This window comes from Hydrogenophaga sp. H7, assembly GCF_002025745.1.
Lineage (GTDB): Bacteria > Pseudomonadota > Gammaproteobacteria > Burkholderiales > Burkholderiaceae_C > Hydrogenophaga > Hydrogenophaga pseudoflava.
The window spans coordinates 59,692-75,632 of the sequence record NZ_MCIC01000003.1 but is presented as its reverse complement, the minus strand read 5'-3'; the positions used below and the strand labels follow the sequence as shown (position 1 = coordinate 75,632).

The following is a 15,941-nucleotide window of genomic DNA, read 5'->3' as shown; positions in this document are numbered from 1 at the left end:
TGGCATGCCCCGGTCTGAAAACCGCGCTCAGGGGGGCTCCCTCCTACCGGTGAAGCCCTGCCGAAATGTTTGGGTGGTCACGTTTTTGCGAGACAACCAAACGCAGATCAGCCGGTCACGCCGTCGTAGAACAGCTTCCAGCGGCCCTGTTCCTTGCGCCAATACTGGCGCTTGACCAGCCCGCGTGTTTCACCTTCCACGACCTCGGCAAAGTTGACCACCGTGACTTCGGTGCCGCGCTTCCAGCGAAAGATCGACACCTCCTTGAGATCGATGCGCCGGTTCTGGCGCGCTGGCGCTGCAGCGCGCACCAATGTCTTGAGCGGTCGGTCCTGTGCCCCGTCGTCTGCCTGGAAGTCCCGGGCGGACAGGGCCTGGATCGTCGCCCAGTCGCCCAGTGACCTGGCTTCCGTCCAGCGTGAGAGCAGTTGGCGGAACTCTGCTTTGTGGGCGGAGAGCGTGTCCGGTCTGACCCAATTCACCTCATCGGCAATGATGACCGGCGTGCGGCGTGGCTCCAGCTCGCGCATGAGGTAGGCCATGTCATCGTTGGCCAAAGCGACACAACCCTCGGTGGCGTAGGGGCTGCGGACGTAGGACACGCGAGGCACGCCATGCAACCAGATGCCGCTGCCCGTGCGGCCCATGCGGCGGTCGTGCTCGTTCGGGTAGTTCAGCGGCAGCGCCCCGATCCCGTACAGCTCTTCGACCTGCTGGTCGTCCAGCCGGCTGGTGATGTGGTACACGCCCAGCGGCGTGCGCAGATCGCCTTCCACCTCTTTGTCGAAACCCGCCCGACCGATAGACGCGTAGAAACTGCGGATCAGTTGCAGGCCGCCGGACTGCTGCGCAAACACGTAGACCCGTGAATGGCTGGCGTCCACGACGACCACATGCCGAACATTACCAGCCAATTCCAGCACTTGCTCCGGCACCGTGCCGGGCGGAGGCATCTCGCTGAGCGAACCGAGGCGCCGGGCGGCCTCGGCGCGCAGCTTTTGCAGTTGCTCGCGAACGGCCGGTGGGCCATCCTTCACTGTGGCGAAGCTGGGCAGCGTTCCACTCTGGGTCATCAGAAGGTCCCCATAGACGAGTTGCCCCAACTGGAAACCAGGCACGTCTCGCACCAGCGCTGCGGCCAATGGCAGGGCTTGCCGGTTCCCGGCTGCGATGGCGTGGTAGACCGCGATGAGGCGTGCTTCCGGCGACGAACGCAATGAGCCGGCAAGCACAGCGCCATCGTTCAAGCTGCTCCTGGCAGTCTGGCCGGTGGCCTGTCCGATTGGCAGGACCAGAGATGCACCCGCGAGCGCAGCTCGGGAGAGCAGCTTTCGACGAGTAGTGGACAGATTGGATGTCCCTGTCATGAGATCGGTCTGTCCGAAGGTCATTGCGCGTCGGCCAGGGCGACGGAAGCGGCCATGGCGAGCTGTTCCCGAATGGTCTTGGCCTCTTGCTTGAAGCCGGGTAGTTGGGCAACCGCAACGGTCGAGACCAACGAATCGCTGGAGATCCGCGACGGGTTGGTTTGCACGCCTTTGACGAGGTATTCAAAGTGCAGGTTCGGGCCTGTCGCCGTCCCGGTGGAGCCGACCGTTCCGATGGTCTGGCCTTGCTGCACGCGTTGGCCCACCCGGACGGCGATGCGTTCCAGGTGCGCATACGCAGTGGCGGCTTTGTCGGGGTGCTGGATCACGACGTAGTTGCCATATCCACCTTGGCGACTCGCGAAGCTCACCACGCCGTCGGCCACGGTTCGGATAGGGGTGCCGGTCGGCGCGCCGTAGTCCGTGCCCTTGTGGGCTTTCTGCCCCCCGAACACCGGGTGGATACGTGGCCCGTAAGAACTGGTGACCCGGGAAAACGCCAGGGGAGAAGCCAGGTAGGCGCGTCGCTGACTCGCCCCATCTAGGCTGACAAATTCGCCCGCTTTGCCAGGCGCCTGGAACCACATGGCCTGGTGTGTTTCCCGGCCATGCTGGATCTCGGCGCCCAGCAGCTGTCCTGTGAACAGGATTTCGCCGTCCAGCTCGAAGGCTTCATAGACAAGATTGACGCGCGTACCACGCCGCAGATCGTGCTGAAAGTCGAGGTCTCCGGAAAAGGCCTCGACCGTCTGCGCGGCGATGGCATCTGGAATGTCGGCCTGATCGGTGGCCGCGTAGAACGAGGAGCGAATGGTGAGCGAGCCGAACCGCACCAGGCGACGTGGCGTGGGCTGTTCGAGCCGGGCGTTGAATCCAATGTCTTGCCGCTCCACCACCAGTCGACTGACGCGCTGCTTGTCGGCGTCCACCCAGCGCACCGACAAGGTGCTCAAGCGCCCCTCGGGGGTACGGGTGACAGAAGCCAGCTTGCCAGAAGCACCCGTCAGCAGCAGCCGTGATGTGGTGTCACGGGCGAGAAAGCTCTGTGCTTCACGATCATCGACGCCCAGCCGTTTGAGCAAGGCCTGCAGGGAGTCGTCTCGGCGGGTGAGCTGCGATTGGTGAATCAGAAACTCGGGCGCCGATGCCGTCAGCGCAGGCTCCGCCAGAGGGGTATCCATGGTCTCCACCACCTGCCGGACCGGCCACTGGGCGGCGTCAGGCAAGGTAGGTGAGACGCCAAAGGCCACGACACCCGTGCCCAGCAGCAAGGTGCCCAGGGCGGCCAGCACGGGCCGTCGGTGGCTGTGGATCAGTGTTTGCAGATTGCGCAAGTGGACAGGCTTCATGGCAAGGCAGGCAGTGGCTTTATTCCCAGGGCTTGAAGCGCCTCAGGCCGCGGACAAAAGGACCTGGATGTCCGATGCGATCGTGGCGGCATCGGTTCCGTAGGCGGAAAACAGGCGGACCCGGGCTTCGGTGTCGAAGATGTACTTACCCGCCGAGTGGTCCATGGTGTAGGAGGTCGGGGTCGAACCCGGGACCTTCTTGTAGTAAATCTTGAAGCCAGTTGCGACGTCCTGGAGTTCACCGGGTTCGGGCCGCAGCGCGATGAAACTCGGGTCGAAGTTCGCCATGTACTCCTTGAGCAGCGCCTGTGTGTCCCGCTCGGGATCCACCGTGATGAAGAGTACCTGCAGCCGGTCGCCCTGGGCACCCAGCAAGCGCTTGACCTCTGCCATGGTGGTCATCGAGGTGGGGCAGACGTCCGGACACTGGGTGAAGCCGAAGAAAACGACCGCGATCTTGTCCTTGAAGTCCTTCATCGTCCTCAGGTTGCCGAGGTGATCCTTGAGCCGGAGATCCTGGGCAAAGGATGCGCCGGTCACATCGGTGCTCTTGAACTTGGGAGCTTCTGGTGAACAGGCCATCAACGCAGGGATACCTGCCAAGCAAGCGAGAGACGTCTGAACAAATCGCCGACGGTCGATGGACGAGTCGTCTGAAATGGTTGAAGAGCGCTGTGTCATGTCACTTCCTGGCTTTGGCTACTTCTTCGGCCACGAGCGCCATCAACTGCTGATCGCCAAAAGACGGCAGTCCGCGGCCATTGACGAAGAACGTGGGCGTCTTGGTCACTTCCAGGGCGGTCAGGTCCTCGATGTCCTGCTTCAAAACTCCGTCAATGGCCGGAGTCTGTGCGTCGGCCTGTGCCTTGGCGATGTCCAGACCAGCTTCTTGCGCTGCGCGGTACGCCAGATCGAGGTTGGGCTTGCCGTGGTCGGCCCATTGGGGCTGGGCGGCCAGCACCATCTCCAGCACGGGCAGGTATTTGTCCTGCAGTTTGGCGGCCTCCAGCAGTTTGACCACCTGATCGGAGCCCGCATGGAAGGGGGCGTACCGGATCACCAGGCGCACATCGTTCGGGTACTGCTTGAGGATGTCTTTGACGATGGGGTAGAAGGCGCGGCAGGTTTCGCACGCAGGGTCAAAGAACTCGACGATGGTGACCGGCGCGTTGCGCGGCCCAAAGACCGGCGAATGGAAGCGGACCAGGCGGTTGTCTGCCTGGCTGCCCGACGGGTTGACCGGCTGACCGGTGGACTCTTTGACGACCTGATTGACCTTTTCCGCCTGCGAGTTCTGGACCCGCTTCTGGTAGGCATTCATGCCCAGGAAGAAGAACACCAGGACGATGGCGACCAGGGCTGCGACGGTGATTTTTTTGGAATTCATCGGGAGGACTTTCTGAGGTAGACGACGAGAAGGATGACCAGCGCCAAGAACGCGGCCAATGACAGCCAGGGAATCTGGACACCATTGAGGATTTCGAGCTTCTGGTCCGCGCAAGACACCCCTGCGCTGCACGGCACCCAGGCTTTGGGGATCAGGCCCGCGACCAGCAGGGTGTGGTAGCCGGCCATGGCCAGACCGCCCAAGGCCAGGGCCAGGGCATAGACGGCGCCCCGGCGGTCATCGTTGAAACAGGCGATGCCCAGAACGATGGCGATGGGGAACATGAAGATGCGCTGGTACCAGCACAGCACGCAGGGCGTCATGCCCATGACTTCACCGATGAACAGCGCGCCCAGGGTGGCAGTGGTCGCCACCAGCCAGGCCATCAGCAGCAGGGTCCAGTCCTTCTTCATGGTTCGCTCCGGGTCTTGGCGGACGACAGTGGCAACGACATCAATCCCCAGCCGATCACGGCCAGGACGATGAAGACATCCGCCAGGTTGAACGCCGGCCAGTGCAGACCGCGCCAGTGCACGTCCAGGAAGTCGGTCACCGCGCCGTTGAAAACGCGATCCAGGAGGTTGCCCGTCCCACCGGCCACGATCAATGCCCCAACCAGACGATCCAGGGGGTTGGCGTGTTTGACCAGACTGGTGAAGGTGATGGGAACCACCACCAGGATGCTGATGGCAATGAGAAACCAGCGCTGCCAGCCACCCGCATCCGCGAAGAGCGAAAACGCAGCTCCCTCGTTCAGGGCATGAACCAGGTTGAACCAGCCCGTCACCTCCACCGAAGATCCAAAGGGAATCGTCGCGGCGAAATAGGCCTTGGTCACCTGGTCCAAGGCGATCATGACCCCCACTGCGCAGAGCCAGAGCAAGCGGGGGTGAGCCCGCCAACGAGAAAAATACATGAATCAATCCCCAAGATGAAAACATCACCAACCCCAAGGGATTGGTGCGCTTTACAGGGATTGGTGGGGGCGCGGAGCTACCGCGCGGTGAGCCAACCCCCGGTCAAACCGGGGATACCCACCGTGGTCGGTCGGGGCGGTCGATGAGCAAAGACTCCGACCACGGAAGCGGTCGAGGCAGAACCACCGAGCTGGCTTGAACGCACCCCGAAGAGGGCATTGCGTGCAAGACCATGGAGCAGCTGGCGTGGCAGGTTCCGCAATCGAGATCGGGCGACACCGTGCCTGCGGCCGACTGGTTGGCGGCAGCGTCTTCGGCACTCTGGTGCTGGTGGGCGTGGTGCCCGAGATGTTGCACCGTGGCATCCTGGTCGTGCGCGCAATACGACCCCGTTGCAGCCCAGGACAGCTGCAGCGGCATCCACATCATCAACACGACAAGCAGCCAGGAACGCATGGTGGAATTGTAGTGGTTGGCCTTCATGGAACCGGTCAAAACCCTAGCGGCCTGAACCGCGGGCTCTGTTGATGGCGTCTGCAATGTCTTGCCGCACGGGCATGGGCTGAAAGGCGCTGATGTTCGAGCGGCCGCTGTTGCCCAGAGGCAAGCGCCCCAAGGCATGACCCAGAGGAACCAGCAGCAGGCGGACGATCTGTCCACGAACTTCGGCCCAGTTTCGGGTGCGCCATCCGAGCCCCAGCATCAGCACATGGGTCTCCAGGTGCGGATAGAACCGCGTCTGGCCCAGCACATGCAGGGCTTCCAGCAAGAGCCAGCGCTGCCCGGGCTGGGCGTCGCTGGATTGCTTGTAGCTCGACAGCAGCCGCATGTACACCGCAGCGTCGAAATCAACGGTGTGCGAAGTGTCAGTGGGCGTGGCCATGGTGATCATCCGCTTGCAATTCACCACGGGCTTGGCGGAGCACCTGCCAGCCGGCGTGAAGGGCAAGCACTGCCATCAGACTGGCCACGATCAGGTCAGGCCATGCTTTTCCAGTTCCGAACACCCCCAGTGCGGCCAGAAACACAGCCACATTGCCAATCGCGTCGTTGCGCGAGCACAGCCAGACGCTGCGCATGTTGGCGTCGCCCTCCCGGAAGGCGTAGAGCATCCAGGCCACACCCACATTGGCGACCAGCGCCATGAGGGCCACCACGCCCATGGTCGGCGCGTCGGGCGTGCCCCCGTTCCAGATCGACCAGATGGCCTGGCCCAGGACATACACACCAAAGCCCATCATGCTGACGGCCTTGAGCATGGCGGCACGCGCCCGCCATGCCATTGCCGACGCCAGCACCGCCAGAGACACGCCGTAGTTCAGCGCGTCACCTGCGAAATCGATGGCATCGGCTATGAGAGACAGGGAGCCAGACGTGAACCCGGCCGACAGTTCAACAGCGAACATCGCGGCATTCACCGCCAGAGCGATCCACAACACCCGGCGGTAGCGGGTCAGGTTGGCAATCTGGGCGGGCTTGGGGGTTTCGTGCTCACAGCAGTGGGCGGACATGGGAACTCCTACAGGTACAGAATGAGGGTATTGAAAACCCTGGAGCGGCTCCAGAGTCAAGTCCACTCCTCAAACGACCTGAAAAACCCTATGCGTATCAAGGAACTGGCCCAGGCCACTGGCGTGGATGTGGAAACCATCCGCTACTACGAGAAGCAAAGCCTGCTGCCAGCACCGGCGCGCCAAGACAACGGCTACCGCGACTACACCGACACCCACCTGGAACAACTGGCCTTCATCCGGCATTGCCGAGCGCTGGAGATGCCGCTGGCCGACATCCGCCGACTGCTGAGTGCGCTGGACGCACCGGGCAAGCCGCACCCGGACGTGGACCAGCTGGTGCAGGAGCAGATCGAGCGGGTGCGGGCAAGACTCAAGAGCATGCGAGCGCTGGAGAAGCAGTTGCTGCTGCTCAAGGCCAGTTGCGGGCGTTGTGACGACGACGGAGCCGATTGCGGCATCCTCAAGGAGTTGGTGGCCGCCGCACACGGTGAAGCCTGCGCTTGCCACTCGGTGAAGCTGCCCTGAGGCATCTGCACGGTCCCCCTGGCTGGGGTCAGCGGGCCGGCTGGAACATGATGATGCCCATGCCGATCAGAGCCATCGCCACGCCCGCGATATCCCACACGGTGGGACGCACCTGATCGACAGCCCAAAGCCACAAAAGCGCCACAGAGATGTAGACGCCGCCGTAGGCGGCATACACGCGACCGGCCGCCGTGTCGTGCAAGGTCAGGAGCCAGGCGAACAAGGCCAGGCTCAGGAAGCCGGGCACCAACAGCCACATGGACCGGCCTTGCTTGAGCCACAGGTAGGGCAGATAGCAGCCGATGATTTCTGCCAGCGCGGTGGCGACGAAAAGCAGCAGGATTTTCATGATGGCATTGTGCTGGCCGGTGGATAACCCAGAAAGACGTGCTGCTTGACTTTTTCTGGTGGTGCGTCCCGGCGTGCCGCCGTCGGGCTCTGTGGGCTGTGCCCCGCGCCCCATGCCGGGTCACGGCCATTCGGCTTCGATCCCTGCGCCTTCGGCCGTTGGCATCCCCCCGGCCTGCGCGCTGCGCTTGCTTGTCTCACGCCTGCTGTTGTGGTGGGGCTGGCTTGCTGATCCCTTCATCCTTGCACACCGTTCTCGCCGTCAAGGTCTGCGCGCCCTGTGGGCGCTGGCGGCCGTTCGGCCGTCTTCGAACCTGTGACCGCTGCGCTGCGGCGTGCCGGTTCCGGTCTCGGGCAATCCCGCCCGATCAATCGGAGATCACCATGGACGACAAGTCACACGTTTCGCTGGAGCAGCAGCTTTGTCTGGTGTGCGGCACCTCTTTTGACACGGGCAACATCCTGCTGGATCGTCGCCTGCGCGCGAGCATGAAGCACCACACGACGACGGGCTGGGGACTGTGTCCCGAGCACCAGCGTTTGTTCTCGGAGGGCTTCGTGGCCCTGGTCGAATGCGACCCGCAGCGAAGCGTCACTCCATCGAGTTCAGGCTTGATGAAACCTGAGCAGGCCTACCGCACCGGGCGGCTGGCGCATATGAAGCGGGATGCCTTCGCCCGGGTGTTCAACGTCCCGGTCGCGGCCGAGCAACCCTGTGTCTTCGTCGAACCCGGCGTGATCGAACAACTGCAGGCGATGGTGCCAGCGACGGATTGACGTTGCGCTGGGGCTTCGATGCGCCGCCCCGTGGATCGCGGGAGCGGCGCTTTTCTGTTGCTGCGCCGCGCTGTTGGTGTTGGCCTTCGACCGAACGGGCCCACCTTGTTCTCTCCGGCGGTGCTGCGCAATTCGCACCCCCTGCGCGCCGGTTTCACCGACTTGCCTGGCCTTTGCGGGCGCTCCCCCCATCAAGGGCCGCTGCGGCGCCCGTGTCCTCGGCTGCGCCTGCGGGCCGCACCAGCGCCTTCGCTTCCTCCCTTGACGGCGCACCCGCGCCGGCCCCAGCTGCTGCCCATGGCCGCGAAGGGCTTCGCGGCCCCTGCGGAGCCCAACACCCAAGGAGAGCGCCGATGCACAACACCGACTGACTTCCGACCCGTTTTCGATGTCTTCCATTGTTTGAATAAGGTCCCCGCGTGGGACAGGAGATTTCACATGAACACCGTTACCCATTCCGAAACGCAAGCCTTGAGCGCTGTTGCAGCAGCAGCCATCGACGCCGCCCGAACCGTTGGCGGATCTGTCACCGTGCCGGAGGTTGCACCCTATAAATTGCACTTGATCCCCTTGTCGCGGCTGCGGCCTTCCAGCCGCAACGTACGCCAGAGCGGCGGCACGGCCATTCCTGAACTTGCCGCATCCATCGCCCGCGTGGGTTTGCTGCAGAACCTGACCGTCATCACCTCGCCCGATGGGCAATGGTTCGAGGTGGTGGCCGGGCGTCGGCGGCTGGCCGCCTTGAAGTTGCTGGTCAAGCGCCACAAGCTCGCGAAAGACCATCCGGTGCCGTGCCTGCTGGTGCCCGACACCTCGGCCCGCACCGTGAGCCTGAGCGAGAACGTGCAGCGGGAGCCCATGACCCCGGTGGATGAACTGTTCGCCTGGAAGGCGCTGGTGGCCGAAGGCCGGTCGCTGGAAGACATCGCCGCCGACTTCGGCGTCACGCCGCTGGTGGTCAAGCGGCGGCTGCGTCTAGCCAACGTCTCGCCCCGCTTGCTGGCCGACTACCAGCAAGGCGCGGTGTCGCTGGAGCAGTTGATGGCCCTGGCGATCACCGACGACCATGCGGCGCAGGAAGCCGCGTTCTACGAAGTGCCACAGTGGCAACGCAGCCCGGAATCCCTGCGTGACCACCTGACCCGCGACGAGGTGGATGCCTGCCGCGATGCGCTGGCCCGCTTCGTCGGCGTCGAGGCCTACGAAGCAGCGGGCGGTGGCATCCGGCGCGATCTGTTCGCGGACGAGCAGAAGGGGGTGTTCCTCACCGATGCCGCTTTGCTGGAGAAGATGGCCCGCGACCGGCTGACCGATGCGGCCGAGTCGGTGCGGGCCGAAGGCTGGGGTTGGGTGGACATCACACTGCGTGTGTCGTCGGCCGAACTGCACACCTTCCAGCGGGCGCGGCGCTCGCGCCGGGAACCCACCAAGGCGGAAGCCAAGCGCATCGAGAAGCTGGAGGCGGAGCAGGCGCTGCTTCAAGACAAGCTCGACGACGAGGACGACGACCTGAGCGACGACGGTGCGCAGGCTCTGCACGAAGAACTGGACCGGCTGGGCGAGCAACTGGACGCCATCGAACAGACCCTGGTGGTGTACGAGCCCGGCGTCGTGTCCATGGCCGGCGCGGTGGTGTCGGTGGACCCCATGGGGCTGTGGTGGTGCATCGCGGGCTGTTGCGCGTTGAACAGGTCAAGGCACTGCGGGCGCAGGAGCGGCCAACGCCGGACGCACACGCAGGAGGCGAAGGAGGGCCAACAGATGCACCCGCCACCCGGGGCGGTCTGTCGGAGAAACTGGTGCGCCGCTTGAGCGCGCACCGCACCGCCGCCCTGCAAGCCGAGGTGGCCCGCCATCCGCGCATCGCGCTGGTGGCTCTGGTGCACCAGTTGGCGCAGCGGGTGATCCTGGGTGGCTACGGTGCATCGCCGGTCAACATCAGCGCCACACCGCAGGACCGGCTGGAGCAGCATGCGCCAGACGTTGCAGAGGCCCCGGCTTCGCAGGGCCTGCGTGCCGTGCGCGAGGCCTGGGCAGCGCGGTTGCCGGAAGACCCGAAGGCCCTGTTTGCCGAATTCCTGGCAATGGAGCAGGAAGAACTGCTGTCGCTGCTGGCCCTGTGCGTGGGCCTGACGGTATCGGCCATCGCTCACCGCGAAGACGAAGCCCCCGCCGCGCTGCTGGCGCAGGCGGTGGGGCTGGACATGCATGGTTGGTGGGCTCCAACCGCAGCGGGCTACTTCGACCACGTGTCCAAGGCCAAGGCATTGGAGGCGGTGCAGGTCTTCGCGCCGGGCGAGGTGCAACGACTGGCAAAACTCAAGAAGGCCCAGATCGCCGCCGAGGCCGGGCGGCTGGCCGCTGGCTCGGGCTGGCTGCCGCAAATGCTGACCGAGCCAGTGCAGGTTGAGGAAGGGCAGGGTGAGCAAGAGCCGGAAGAAACTCAGGCCGCTTGACGCTGCGACAAGTTCCGAAACGCCTCTTCACATCCCGGCTTCGGCCGGGATTTTTTGTGCGTCTCCGGCGCAGCCGGACCGCGCTCTGGTGCTGCGCATCGAGCCACCAGGCCACGCGTGACCCGGTGTCTCGACCCTGTCGGGCGCCGATCGCTGACGCCTCCGGCCGTTGGCATGCCCCCGGCCTGCGCGCTGCGCTTGCCTGTTTCACTCGGACATGTGTGGTGGGGCTGGCTTGCTGTTCCCTTCATCCTTGCACACCGTTCTCGCCGTCAAGGTCTGCGCGCCCTGCGGGCGCTGGCGGCCATTCGGCCGTCTTCGAACCTGTGACCGCTGCGCTGCGGCGTGCCGGTTCCGGTCTCGGGCAATCCCGCCCGATCACCGGAGTTGGTCATGCAGCACGATCTGTTCTCTTCCCTCGATTCCCTCCTGTCGGTGCCCGCAGGGGCGGGAGGCTTTCTCATCCGCGACCTGGCGGGCCAGTACCGGCCAGCCGAGGCCGACGAGGTGCTGCTGGCGGCACAGAGGCTGCTGGCTGCACAGGTGCGTGGCAGCGATCTGATGGACTCGCCTGCTGTGGTGAAGGACTTCTTGCGCGCCCGACTCGGAAACCTTCCGCACGAGGTGTTTGCCGTGGTGCACCTGGACTCCCAGAACCGCGTGCTGGATTACGTCGAGATGTTCCGCGGCACGGTCAGTCAGACATCGGTGTACCCGCGCGAGGTCGTGCGCGATGCGCTGCTGCGGAACAGCTCCGCATTGGTCCTGGTGCACAACCACCCCAGTGGCGAGGCCCGTCCGTCGCGCGCTGACGAACACCTGACGCAGACCATCAAGGCCGCAGCGGCGCTGGTCGATGTGAGGGTGCTCGATCACTTCATCGTCGCCGGCGACGTGATCTGCTCGATGGCCGAATGCGGTCTGGTGTAACCCATGGGGCCGTCGGCCCCAATTTTCTTGTTGCTGAACAGTGCGCTTCGCACGAGCGCAGGGAAGGGCGGAGCATGGCCGGTGATCACCAGCAGCACGGGGAGCAGCGGCCCTGTCCCGTGCCCGGGGACCGCGGTCTGGTTTCCTTCCCGCTGCGCGGGAACGAGCCCGCTGGACGAACTGACGCTCGGTTCGCTCCCGCCGCTGCGCTGTGGTCCCGTCCCACCCGCCAGATCGTCCCCCCCGGGCACTCGCCATGCCCGAAGCCGGGCCGCTGGGAATACCGGAGACGGCGAATCCCTGAAGTGATCGCAGCGGCTCGAACGCCGCGCCAGTCGCTGCGCTTGGTGTCACGCCGTCCGCAGAGCCGCCGCTGCTCAAGTGGTGCGGTCGCCTGCGCTTTGCTGGTCGCCCGAAGAGGCTAGGGGCAGCGCGTGCGCCATTGGGCCCACCGCAATCCCCCCACGGCGCCCCCATCCACAGGTGAGGGGGACTTGTGGGGGGATCTTTCAGCGGTGGGCCAGGTGACTGGCTCACTGTTTCGTGCTGCAAGGTGTCCCCATCCCCCACCCCTTCCCGAGGGAAGGGGCTATGCCCACCCCCCGCCCGCCCGTGGGCGGGAGCGAGGGAGTCCGAGCGAGAGGATCAGCTTTGAGGAACCCGGATCGGGGTCCGGCTGATCGCTCTTGCAAGGAGTTCCATCATGGCCAACGTTCAAGTCATCCAGCGCCACGCGCACCTGGCCGGTGCCGTCAAGCTCGAATTCGTCAACGGGCGCGACGGCAAGGTCGCCAAGGCGGTGCTGACCGCCATCAGCAACAGCCGCCGGGGCAGCGGCGAAGAGCGGTCCGAAGAAGCCACCGCGATCCAGTGGACGCTGTGGGCCAAGCAGGCCGAACACGCGGCCGAGTACCTGGGCAAGGGCTCGCACGTGAACATCGTCGGCCGGGTGCGCAACAACAACTACCAGGACAACGACGGGGCGGAGGTCTACGGGCTGGCCTTCACCGTGGACGAAATCGACTACCTCGACAGCAAGGCCGAGGGCGAAGCCCGCCGCTCGCGTGAGGGTGCGGGTGATCCCCCTGCAGCAGCCCCCAGCGCACCCAACAACAGCCGCAAGGCCCGCAGCGAACGCCAACCGGCGCATGCCTGAACACGCAAGCCGGGCGGTTCGGCCGCCCGGCGTTCATCCCGTTTCTGCCCCCATTCCTAGAACCAGGAGCATCACCATGATCTCTACCGCCCATTCCCCCCGCCTGGCCGCTCGCTTTGGTCAGAACACGTTTGTGATCCGCAGCGAGACCCCGCTGGCCGAAGACCAGATGCGTCGGGCTGCGCCGTCCATCTTTGCCGAAGGCAAACACGGCAGCCGTTCCGAGCGCTACACCTACATCCCCACCATCGACGTGCTGCGGGGTCTGCGCCGGGAAGGCTTCGAACCCTTCATGGTGGCTCAGAGCAAGAGCCGCATCGAAGGCAAGACCGAGTTCACCAAGCACATGATCCGCATGCGCCACGCCGGGCAGGTGAACACCCGGCCCGAGGCCAACGAGATCATCCTGATCAACAGTCACGACGGGGCCAGCAGCTACCAGATGCTGGCGGGCGTGTTCAGGTTTGTCTGCTGCAACGGTCTGGTGGTGGGTGACGTTGCCAACGACATCCGCATCCCGCACAAGGGCAACATCCAGGACGAGGTGATCGAAGGCGCGTTCCGGGTGCTGGAGGACTTCGAGATGGTGGACGCGTCCACCGACAGCATGAAGGCCCTGCCACTGCAGCGCGAGGAACAGCAGGCCTTTGCCACCGCCGCCCTGGCGCTGCGCTACGGTGAACGGGGAGAGGGCGAACCACCGGCGCCGGTGACCGCCGAGCAGCTGATCGAAGCCCGCCGGCCGGAAGACTTCGGCAACAGCCTGTGGACCACATTTCAGCGGGTGCAGGAAAACGCCCTGCGTGGTGGTCAGCCCGGGCGCGGTGCCAAGGGCCGACGTCTGCACACCCGCCCGGTGGCCAGCATCGACCGCAGCGTGAGCCTGAACCGGGCGCTGTGGGTGCTGGCCGAAGAGATGCGCAAGCTCAAGGCCTGAGCCACAAGGTATGAAAGAACCCGGCGCTGGATTCAACCTCGAATCCAGCGCCGCCCGCACGCCGCAGTGCATCCATCATCGAGCGGTGCGTGCGCGTGAACTTCTGAAACGCGCTCGCCGGCCGGCGCCGGCTCGCGCGATCCCGGCCGCCGGCGCATCGAGCGCGGCACCCGGGAAACGTCCTCCGCCTCGACCTCCCTTGTCGATCGCGCTGGAGGACACCTCATGAAGACCCTTGTGCTCGCCAACCAGAAGGGTGGTGTCGGCAAATCCGCCGTCGCCACCTTGCTGGCCCACTACTTCCGCAAACTCGGCTGCCGCGTGCTGGCCATCGACCTGGACCACCAGGGCAATTTCTCGGACCCGCTGCGCAAGTCCCAGCGCGCGGTCGTGGCCGAAGTCCCGGCCAGTGCCTTGCTCACGCAGGTGAACCCGGTCATCCCGGCCGCGGACTTCGTCCTCGTCGCCGCTGACCAAGGTCTTTCCGGGCTGGAGCGCCAGCCCAGCCTGCACAACGACTTCGCGAACCACCTGCGCGCCTTCCTGAAGGCCATGGACGACCGGTTCGATGTATGCCTCATCGACACCAACCCCAACCCGGACATTCGCATGATCTCGGCCCTGGCCTCGGCCGACTGCGTGCTCTCGCCGATCCAGCTCAACCAGGAAGCCCTGGACGGCGTGCACGCCCTGCTCAACCACCCTCGGGTGGGAGTGAGAAAGATCACGTCGATGCTCAACCCGAAGCTGCGCCTGATTGGCTTGTTGCCGGTCATGGTGGAGGCCAACCCGTTTCAGCGGGAGAACTTCCTGCAACTGGTGCAGAAGTTCCACCCCATCCTGATTCCCTACGGCACCAGGCCTGGGCAGTACGCCTCCATGCCGCGCCGCTCGGTCGTGGCCGAAGCGCAGGCCGAAGGTCTGGTGCTGTGGGAGATGAAGAAGACCGCTGCGCGAGACGCCTGGCGCGAGATCGTGGTGGCCATGGTCGTGATCGCCAAAGCTGTGCTGGATGGTGCGCCGACACAGACAACCCCCATCACCCCCATCAACGGAGCGGACCATGGCCCTGTCGCTGGATAGTCTGGACCTGCTGCCGCCGGCCGGGGGCGAGGGCGGTACCCCTTTGCGGATTCCGCTGGACACCATCGACGAAGACCCGGACCAGCCCCGGCAGGAGTTCGACGAACAGAGCCTGGACGAGCTGGCGGAGACCATTCGCGAACGGGGCGTGCGTCAGCCTGTCTCGGTTCGAACACATCCCACGCAACCTGGGCGCTGGATGCTCAACTTCGGCGCCCGACGCTTGCGGGCCTGCCAGCGGGTCGGACTGTCCGAGATCCCCGCCTTCGTGGACCAGACCGCCAACAGCGTGGACCAGTTCATCGAGAACGAACAGCGCAAGGGCCTGAGCCCGCTGGAGATCGCGCTGTTTGTGCAACGGGCGCTGAACCAGGGGCAGACACAGGCCGACATCGCGCGCGCCATCGGCAAGAGCCGGCAGTACGTGACCCTGGCGACAGCCTTGATCGATCCGCCGGACTGGTTGATGGCCGCGTACCGGGAGGGGCGTTGTCGAGGGCTGACCGAGCTGCATGAACTGCGCAAGCTGGCCGGGGAACATCCGCAGTACGTCGAGGCCTGGGTATCGGATCGCCAGGCCATCTCGCGCGAGATGGTCCTGTCACTTCGGTCCGACCTGGCAGAGGGTTCGGGCAGTGTGAGGCGCGGCACTTCGGCATTGATCGAGTCCGTGGAGGCCAGCCTCGGGAAGTGCTCCGATCAAGGCCTTCTTGTGAAGAGCCGTCCAACAACAGGCGCCAGCACCGAGACCAGGCCTCGTATGCCTCTGCAAGCCTCGTTGAGACTGCTGGCGAGCTTGGATGGTGTCGAGGTGGTTCTCAACGCCCTGCAGGCCCCAGCACAGGCAGGGCAGGTCTATGTAGTGTCTGTGAAGGGTGGCCCGCTGCAAGCGGTGCAAGCCAGCCGCCTGACCTTGATCGGCTGGACCGGGCTGTGAGTTGTCAAGCAGCTTGACAACTCATCGCCTGAAGTGGCCCTGAACCACTTCTTTTTCCTGGCAGCTGCGCCCCGGCTTTGACTCCGTCGGCTTGCTGCAAATCCCCTCCCGATCGCTTTACCTGCCTCACCAGGTTGTCAAGCAGCTTGACAACCTGGTGGGCGGGAGCCTGCCTGTGTCTGCTGGATTTCAGGGTGAATCCAGCGCCTCGGTTCTATCGATCCTCGGTGAACATCAGTGCATGGGTGATTGCAGGAT

The 15,941-nt window shown here is 64.9% G+C and carries 16 protein-coding genes and 1 pseudogene; 8 read left to right on the top strand and 9 right to left on the bottom strand.

Translation table 11 applies throughout. The annotated features are described in order from the left end of the window. Positions 1-107: 107 nt before the first annotated feature. The 8 genes from BC358_RS04885 to BC358_RS04845 form a co-directional block, all read right to left on the bottom strand. Positions 108-1,247, bottom strand: a complete 1,140-nt coding sequence (locus BC358_RS04885) for a murein L,D-transpeptidase family protein (protein WP_179130008.1) — start codon at positions 1,245-1,247, stop codon at positions 108-110. A gap of 140 nt (positions 1,248-1,387) precedes the next feature. Continuing rightward, positions 1,388-2,716: a M23 family metallopeptidase gene (locus BC358_RS04880; protein ID WP_079364944.1), complete on the bottom strand. Its 1,329-nt coding sequence runs from the start codon at positions 2,714-2,716 to the stop codon at positions 1,388-1,390. A 42-nt stretch (positions 2,717-2,758) separates the two neighbouring features. Next, the gene (locus BC358_RS04875; protein WP_079364943.1) at positions 2,759-3,397 is read right to left on the bottom strand and encodes an SCO family protein; all 639 of its coding nucleotides are present in this window, start codon (positions 3,395-3,397) and stop codon (positions 2,759-2,761) included. Between the two features lies 1 nt (position 3,398). After that, positions 3,399-4,103 carry a thioredoxin domain-containing protein gene (locus BC358_RS04870; protein ID WP_079364942.1) on the bottom strand — a complete coding sequence of 235 codons (705 nt, stop codon included), beginning with the start codon at positions 4,101-4,103 and terminating at the stop codon, positions 3,399-3,401. After that, positions 4,100-4,516 (bottom strand): disulfide bond formation protein B, encoded by a 417-nt coding sequence (locus BC358_RS04865; RefSeq protein WP_066159776.1) that lies wholly within the window; start codon positions 4,514-4,516, stop codon positions 4,100-4,102. The genes BC358_RS04870 and BC358_RS04865 overlap by 4 nt, the downstream gene beginning before the upstream one ends. Next, the gene (gene lspA / locus BC358_RS04860) at positions 4,513-5,019 is read right to left on the bottom strand and encodes a signal peptidase II (RefSeq protein ID WP_079364941.1); all 507 of its coding nucleotides are present in this window, start codon (positions 5,017-5,019) and stop codon (positions 4,513-4,515) included. Before lspA ends, BC358_RS04865 begins: the two co-directional genes overlap by 4 nt. A 500-nt stretch (positions 5,020-5,519) precedes the next feature. After that, entirely contained in the window at positions 5,520-5,903 is a 384-nt protein-coding gene (locus tag BC358_RS04850) for a DUF3703 domain-containing protein (protein ID WP_256861424.1), read from the bottom strand. Beyond that, the gene (locus BC358_RS04845) at positions 5,887-6,531 is read right to left on the bottom strand and encodes a cation transporter (RefSeq protein ID WP_079364939.1); all 645 of its coding nucleotides are present in this window, start codon (positions 6,529-6,531) and stop codon (positions 5,887-5,889) included. Before BC358_RS04845 ends, BC358_RS04850 begins: the two co-directional genes overlap by 17 nt. 90 nt (positions 6,532-6,621) lie before the next feature. On the opposite strand from BC358_RS04845, the gene BC358_RS04840 reads away from it, so the two are divergent. Continuing rightward, positions 6,622-7,059, top strand: coding sequence for a Cd(II)/Pb(II)-responsive transcriptional regulator (locus tag BC358_RS04840; RefSeq protein WP_079364938.1), 438 nt, complete (start codon positions 6,622-6,624; stop codon positions 7,057-7,059). Between the two features lie 28 nt (positions 7,060-7,087). Here the strand turns inward: BC358_RS04840 and BC358_RS04835 are convergent, their stop codons facing one another. Continuing rightward, positions 7,088-7,408, bottom strand: coding sequence for a YnfA family protein (locus BC358_RS04835; protein WP_079364937.1), 321 nt, complete (start codon positions 7,406-7,408; stop codon positions 7,088-7,090). Between the two features lie 383 nt (positions 7,409-7,791). On the opposite strand from BC358_RS04835, the gene BC358_RS04830 reads away from it, so the two are divergent. From BC358_RS04830 to BC358_RS04800, 7 genes and pseudogenes are all read left to right on the top strand, one after another. Then, positions 7,792-8,184, top strand: coding sequence for an ATPase (locus BC358_RS04830; RefSeq protein WP_066161138.1), 393 nt, complete (start codon positions 7,792-7,794; stop codon positions 8,182-8,184). Between the two features lie 438 nt (positions 8,185-8,622). Then, positions 8,623-10,640, top strand: a pseudogene (locus BC358_RS22465) (ParB N-terminal domain-containing protein). Between the two features lie 393 nt (positions 10,641-11,033). Next, positions 11,034-11,570 (top strand): DNA repair protein RadC, encoded by a 537-nt coding sequence (gene radC, locus BC358_RS04820; protein WP_079364936.1) that lies wholly within the window; start codon positions 11,034-11,036, stop codon positions 11,568-11,570. Between the two features lie 703 nt (positions 11,571-12,273). After that, entirely contained in the window at positions 12,274-12,726 is a 453-nt protein-coding gene (locus BC358_RS04815) for a single-stranded DNA-binding protein (protein ID WP_079364935.1), read from the top strand. A 76-nt stretch (positions 12,727-12,802) separates the two neighbouring features. Continuing rightward, positions 12,803-13,663 (top strand): DUF932 domain-containing protein, encoded by an 861-nt coding sequence (locus BC358_RS04810; protein ID WP_079364934.1) that lies wholly within the window; start codon positions 12,803-12,805, stop codon positions 13,661-13,663. Between the two features lie 225 nt (positions 13,664-13,888). After that, entirely contained in the window at positions 13,889-14,746 is an 858-nt protein-coding gene (locus tag BC358_RS04805; protein ID WP_079364933.1) for a ParA family protein, read from the top strand. Further along, positions 14,727-15,683, top strand: coding sequence for a ParB/RepB/Spo0J family partition protein (locus BC358_RS04800; RefSeq protein ID WP_079364932.1), 957 nt, complete (start codon positions 14,727-14,729; stop codon positions 15,681-15,683). Before BC358_RS04805 ends, BC358_RS04800 begins: the two co-directional genes overlap by 20 nt. Positions 15,684-15,941 lie beyond the last annotated feature (258 nt).

Bases quoted from the DNA above. Each gene is read 5' to 3' on its own strand.
- BC358_RS04880 (WP_079364944.1), bottom strand. From the start codon at position 2,716: ATGAAGCCTGTCCACTTGCGCAATCTGCAAACACTGATCCACAGCCAC.
- BC358_RS04875 (WP_079364943.1), bottom strand. From the start codon at position 3,397: ATGACACAGCGCTCTTCAACCATTTCAGACGACTCGTCCATCGACCGT.
- BC358_RS04870 (WP_079364942.1), bottom strand. From the start codon at position 4,103: ATGAATTCCAAAAAAATCACCGTCGCAGCCCTGGTCGCCATCGTCCTG.
- BC358_RS04865 (WP_066159776.1), bottom strand. From the start codon at position 4,516: ATGAAGAAGGACTGGACCCTGCTGCTGATGGCCTGGCTGGTGGCGACC.
- lspA (WP_079364941.1), bottom strand. From the start codon at position 5,019: ATGTATTTTTCTCGTTGGCGGGCTCACCCCCGCTTGCTCTGGCTCTGC.
- BC358_RS04850 (WP_256861424.1), bottom strand. From the start codon at position 5,903: ATGGCCACGCCCACTGACACTTCGCACACCGTTGATTTCGACGCTGCG.
- BC358_RS04845 (WP_079364939.1), bottom strand. From the start codon at position 6,531: ATGTCCGCCCACTGCTGTGAGCACGAAACCCCCAAGCCCGCCCAGATT.
- BC358_RS04840 (WP_079364938.1), top strand. From the start codon at position 6,622: ATGCGTATCAAGGAACTGGCCCAGGCCACTGGCGTGGATGTGGAAACC.
- BC358_RS04835 (WP_079364937.1), bottom strand. From the start codon at position 7,408: ATGAAAATCCTGCTGCTTTTCGTCGCCACCGCGCTGGCAGAAATCATC.
- BC358_RS04830 (WP_066161138.1), top strand. From the start codon at position 7,792: ATGGACGACAAGTCACACGTTTCGCTGGAGCAGCAGCTTTGTCTGGTG.
- radC (WP_079364936.1), top strand. From the start codon at position 11,034: ATGCAGCACGATCTGTTCTCTTCCCTCGATTCCCTCCTGTCGGTGCCC.
- BC358_RS04815 (WP_079364935.1), top strand. From the start codon at position 12,274: ATGGCCAACGTTCAAGTCATCCAGCGCCACGCGCACCTGGCCGGTGCC.
- BC358_RS04810 (WP_079364934.1), top strand. From the start codon at position 12,803: ATGATCTCTACCGCCCATTCCCCCCGCCTGGCCGCTCGCTTTGGTCAG.
- BC358_RS04805 (WP_079364933.1), top strand. From the start codon at position 13,889: ATGAAGACCCTTGTGCTCGCCAACCAGAAGGGTGGTGTCGGCAAATCC.
- BC358_RS04800 (WP_079364932.1), top strand. From the start codon at position 14,727: ATGGCCCTGTCGCTGGATAGTCTGGACCTGCTGCCGCCGGCCGGGGGC.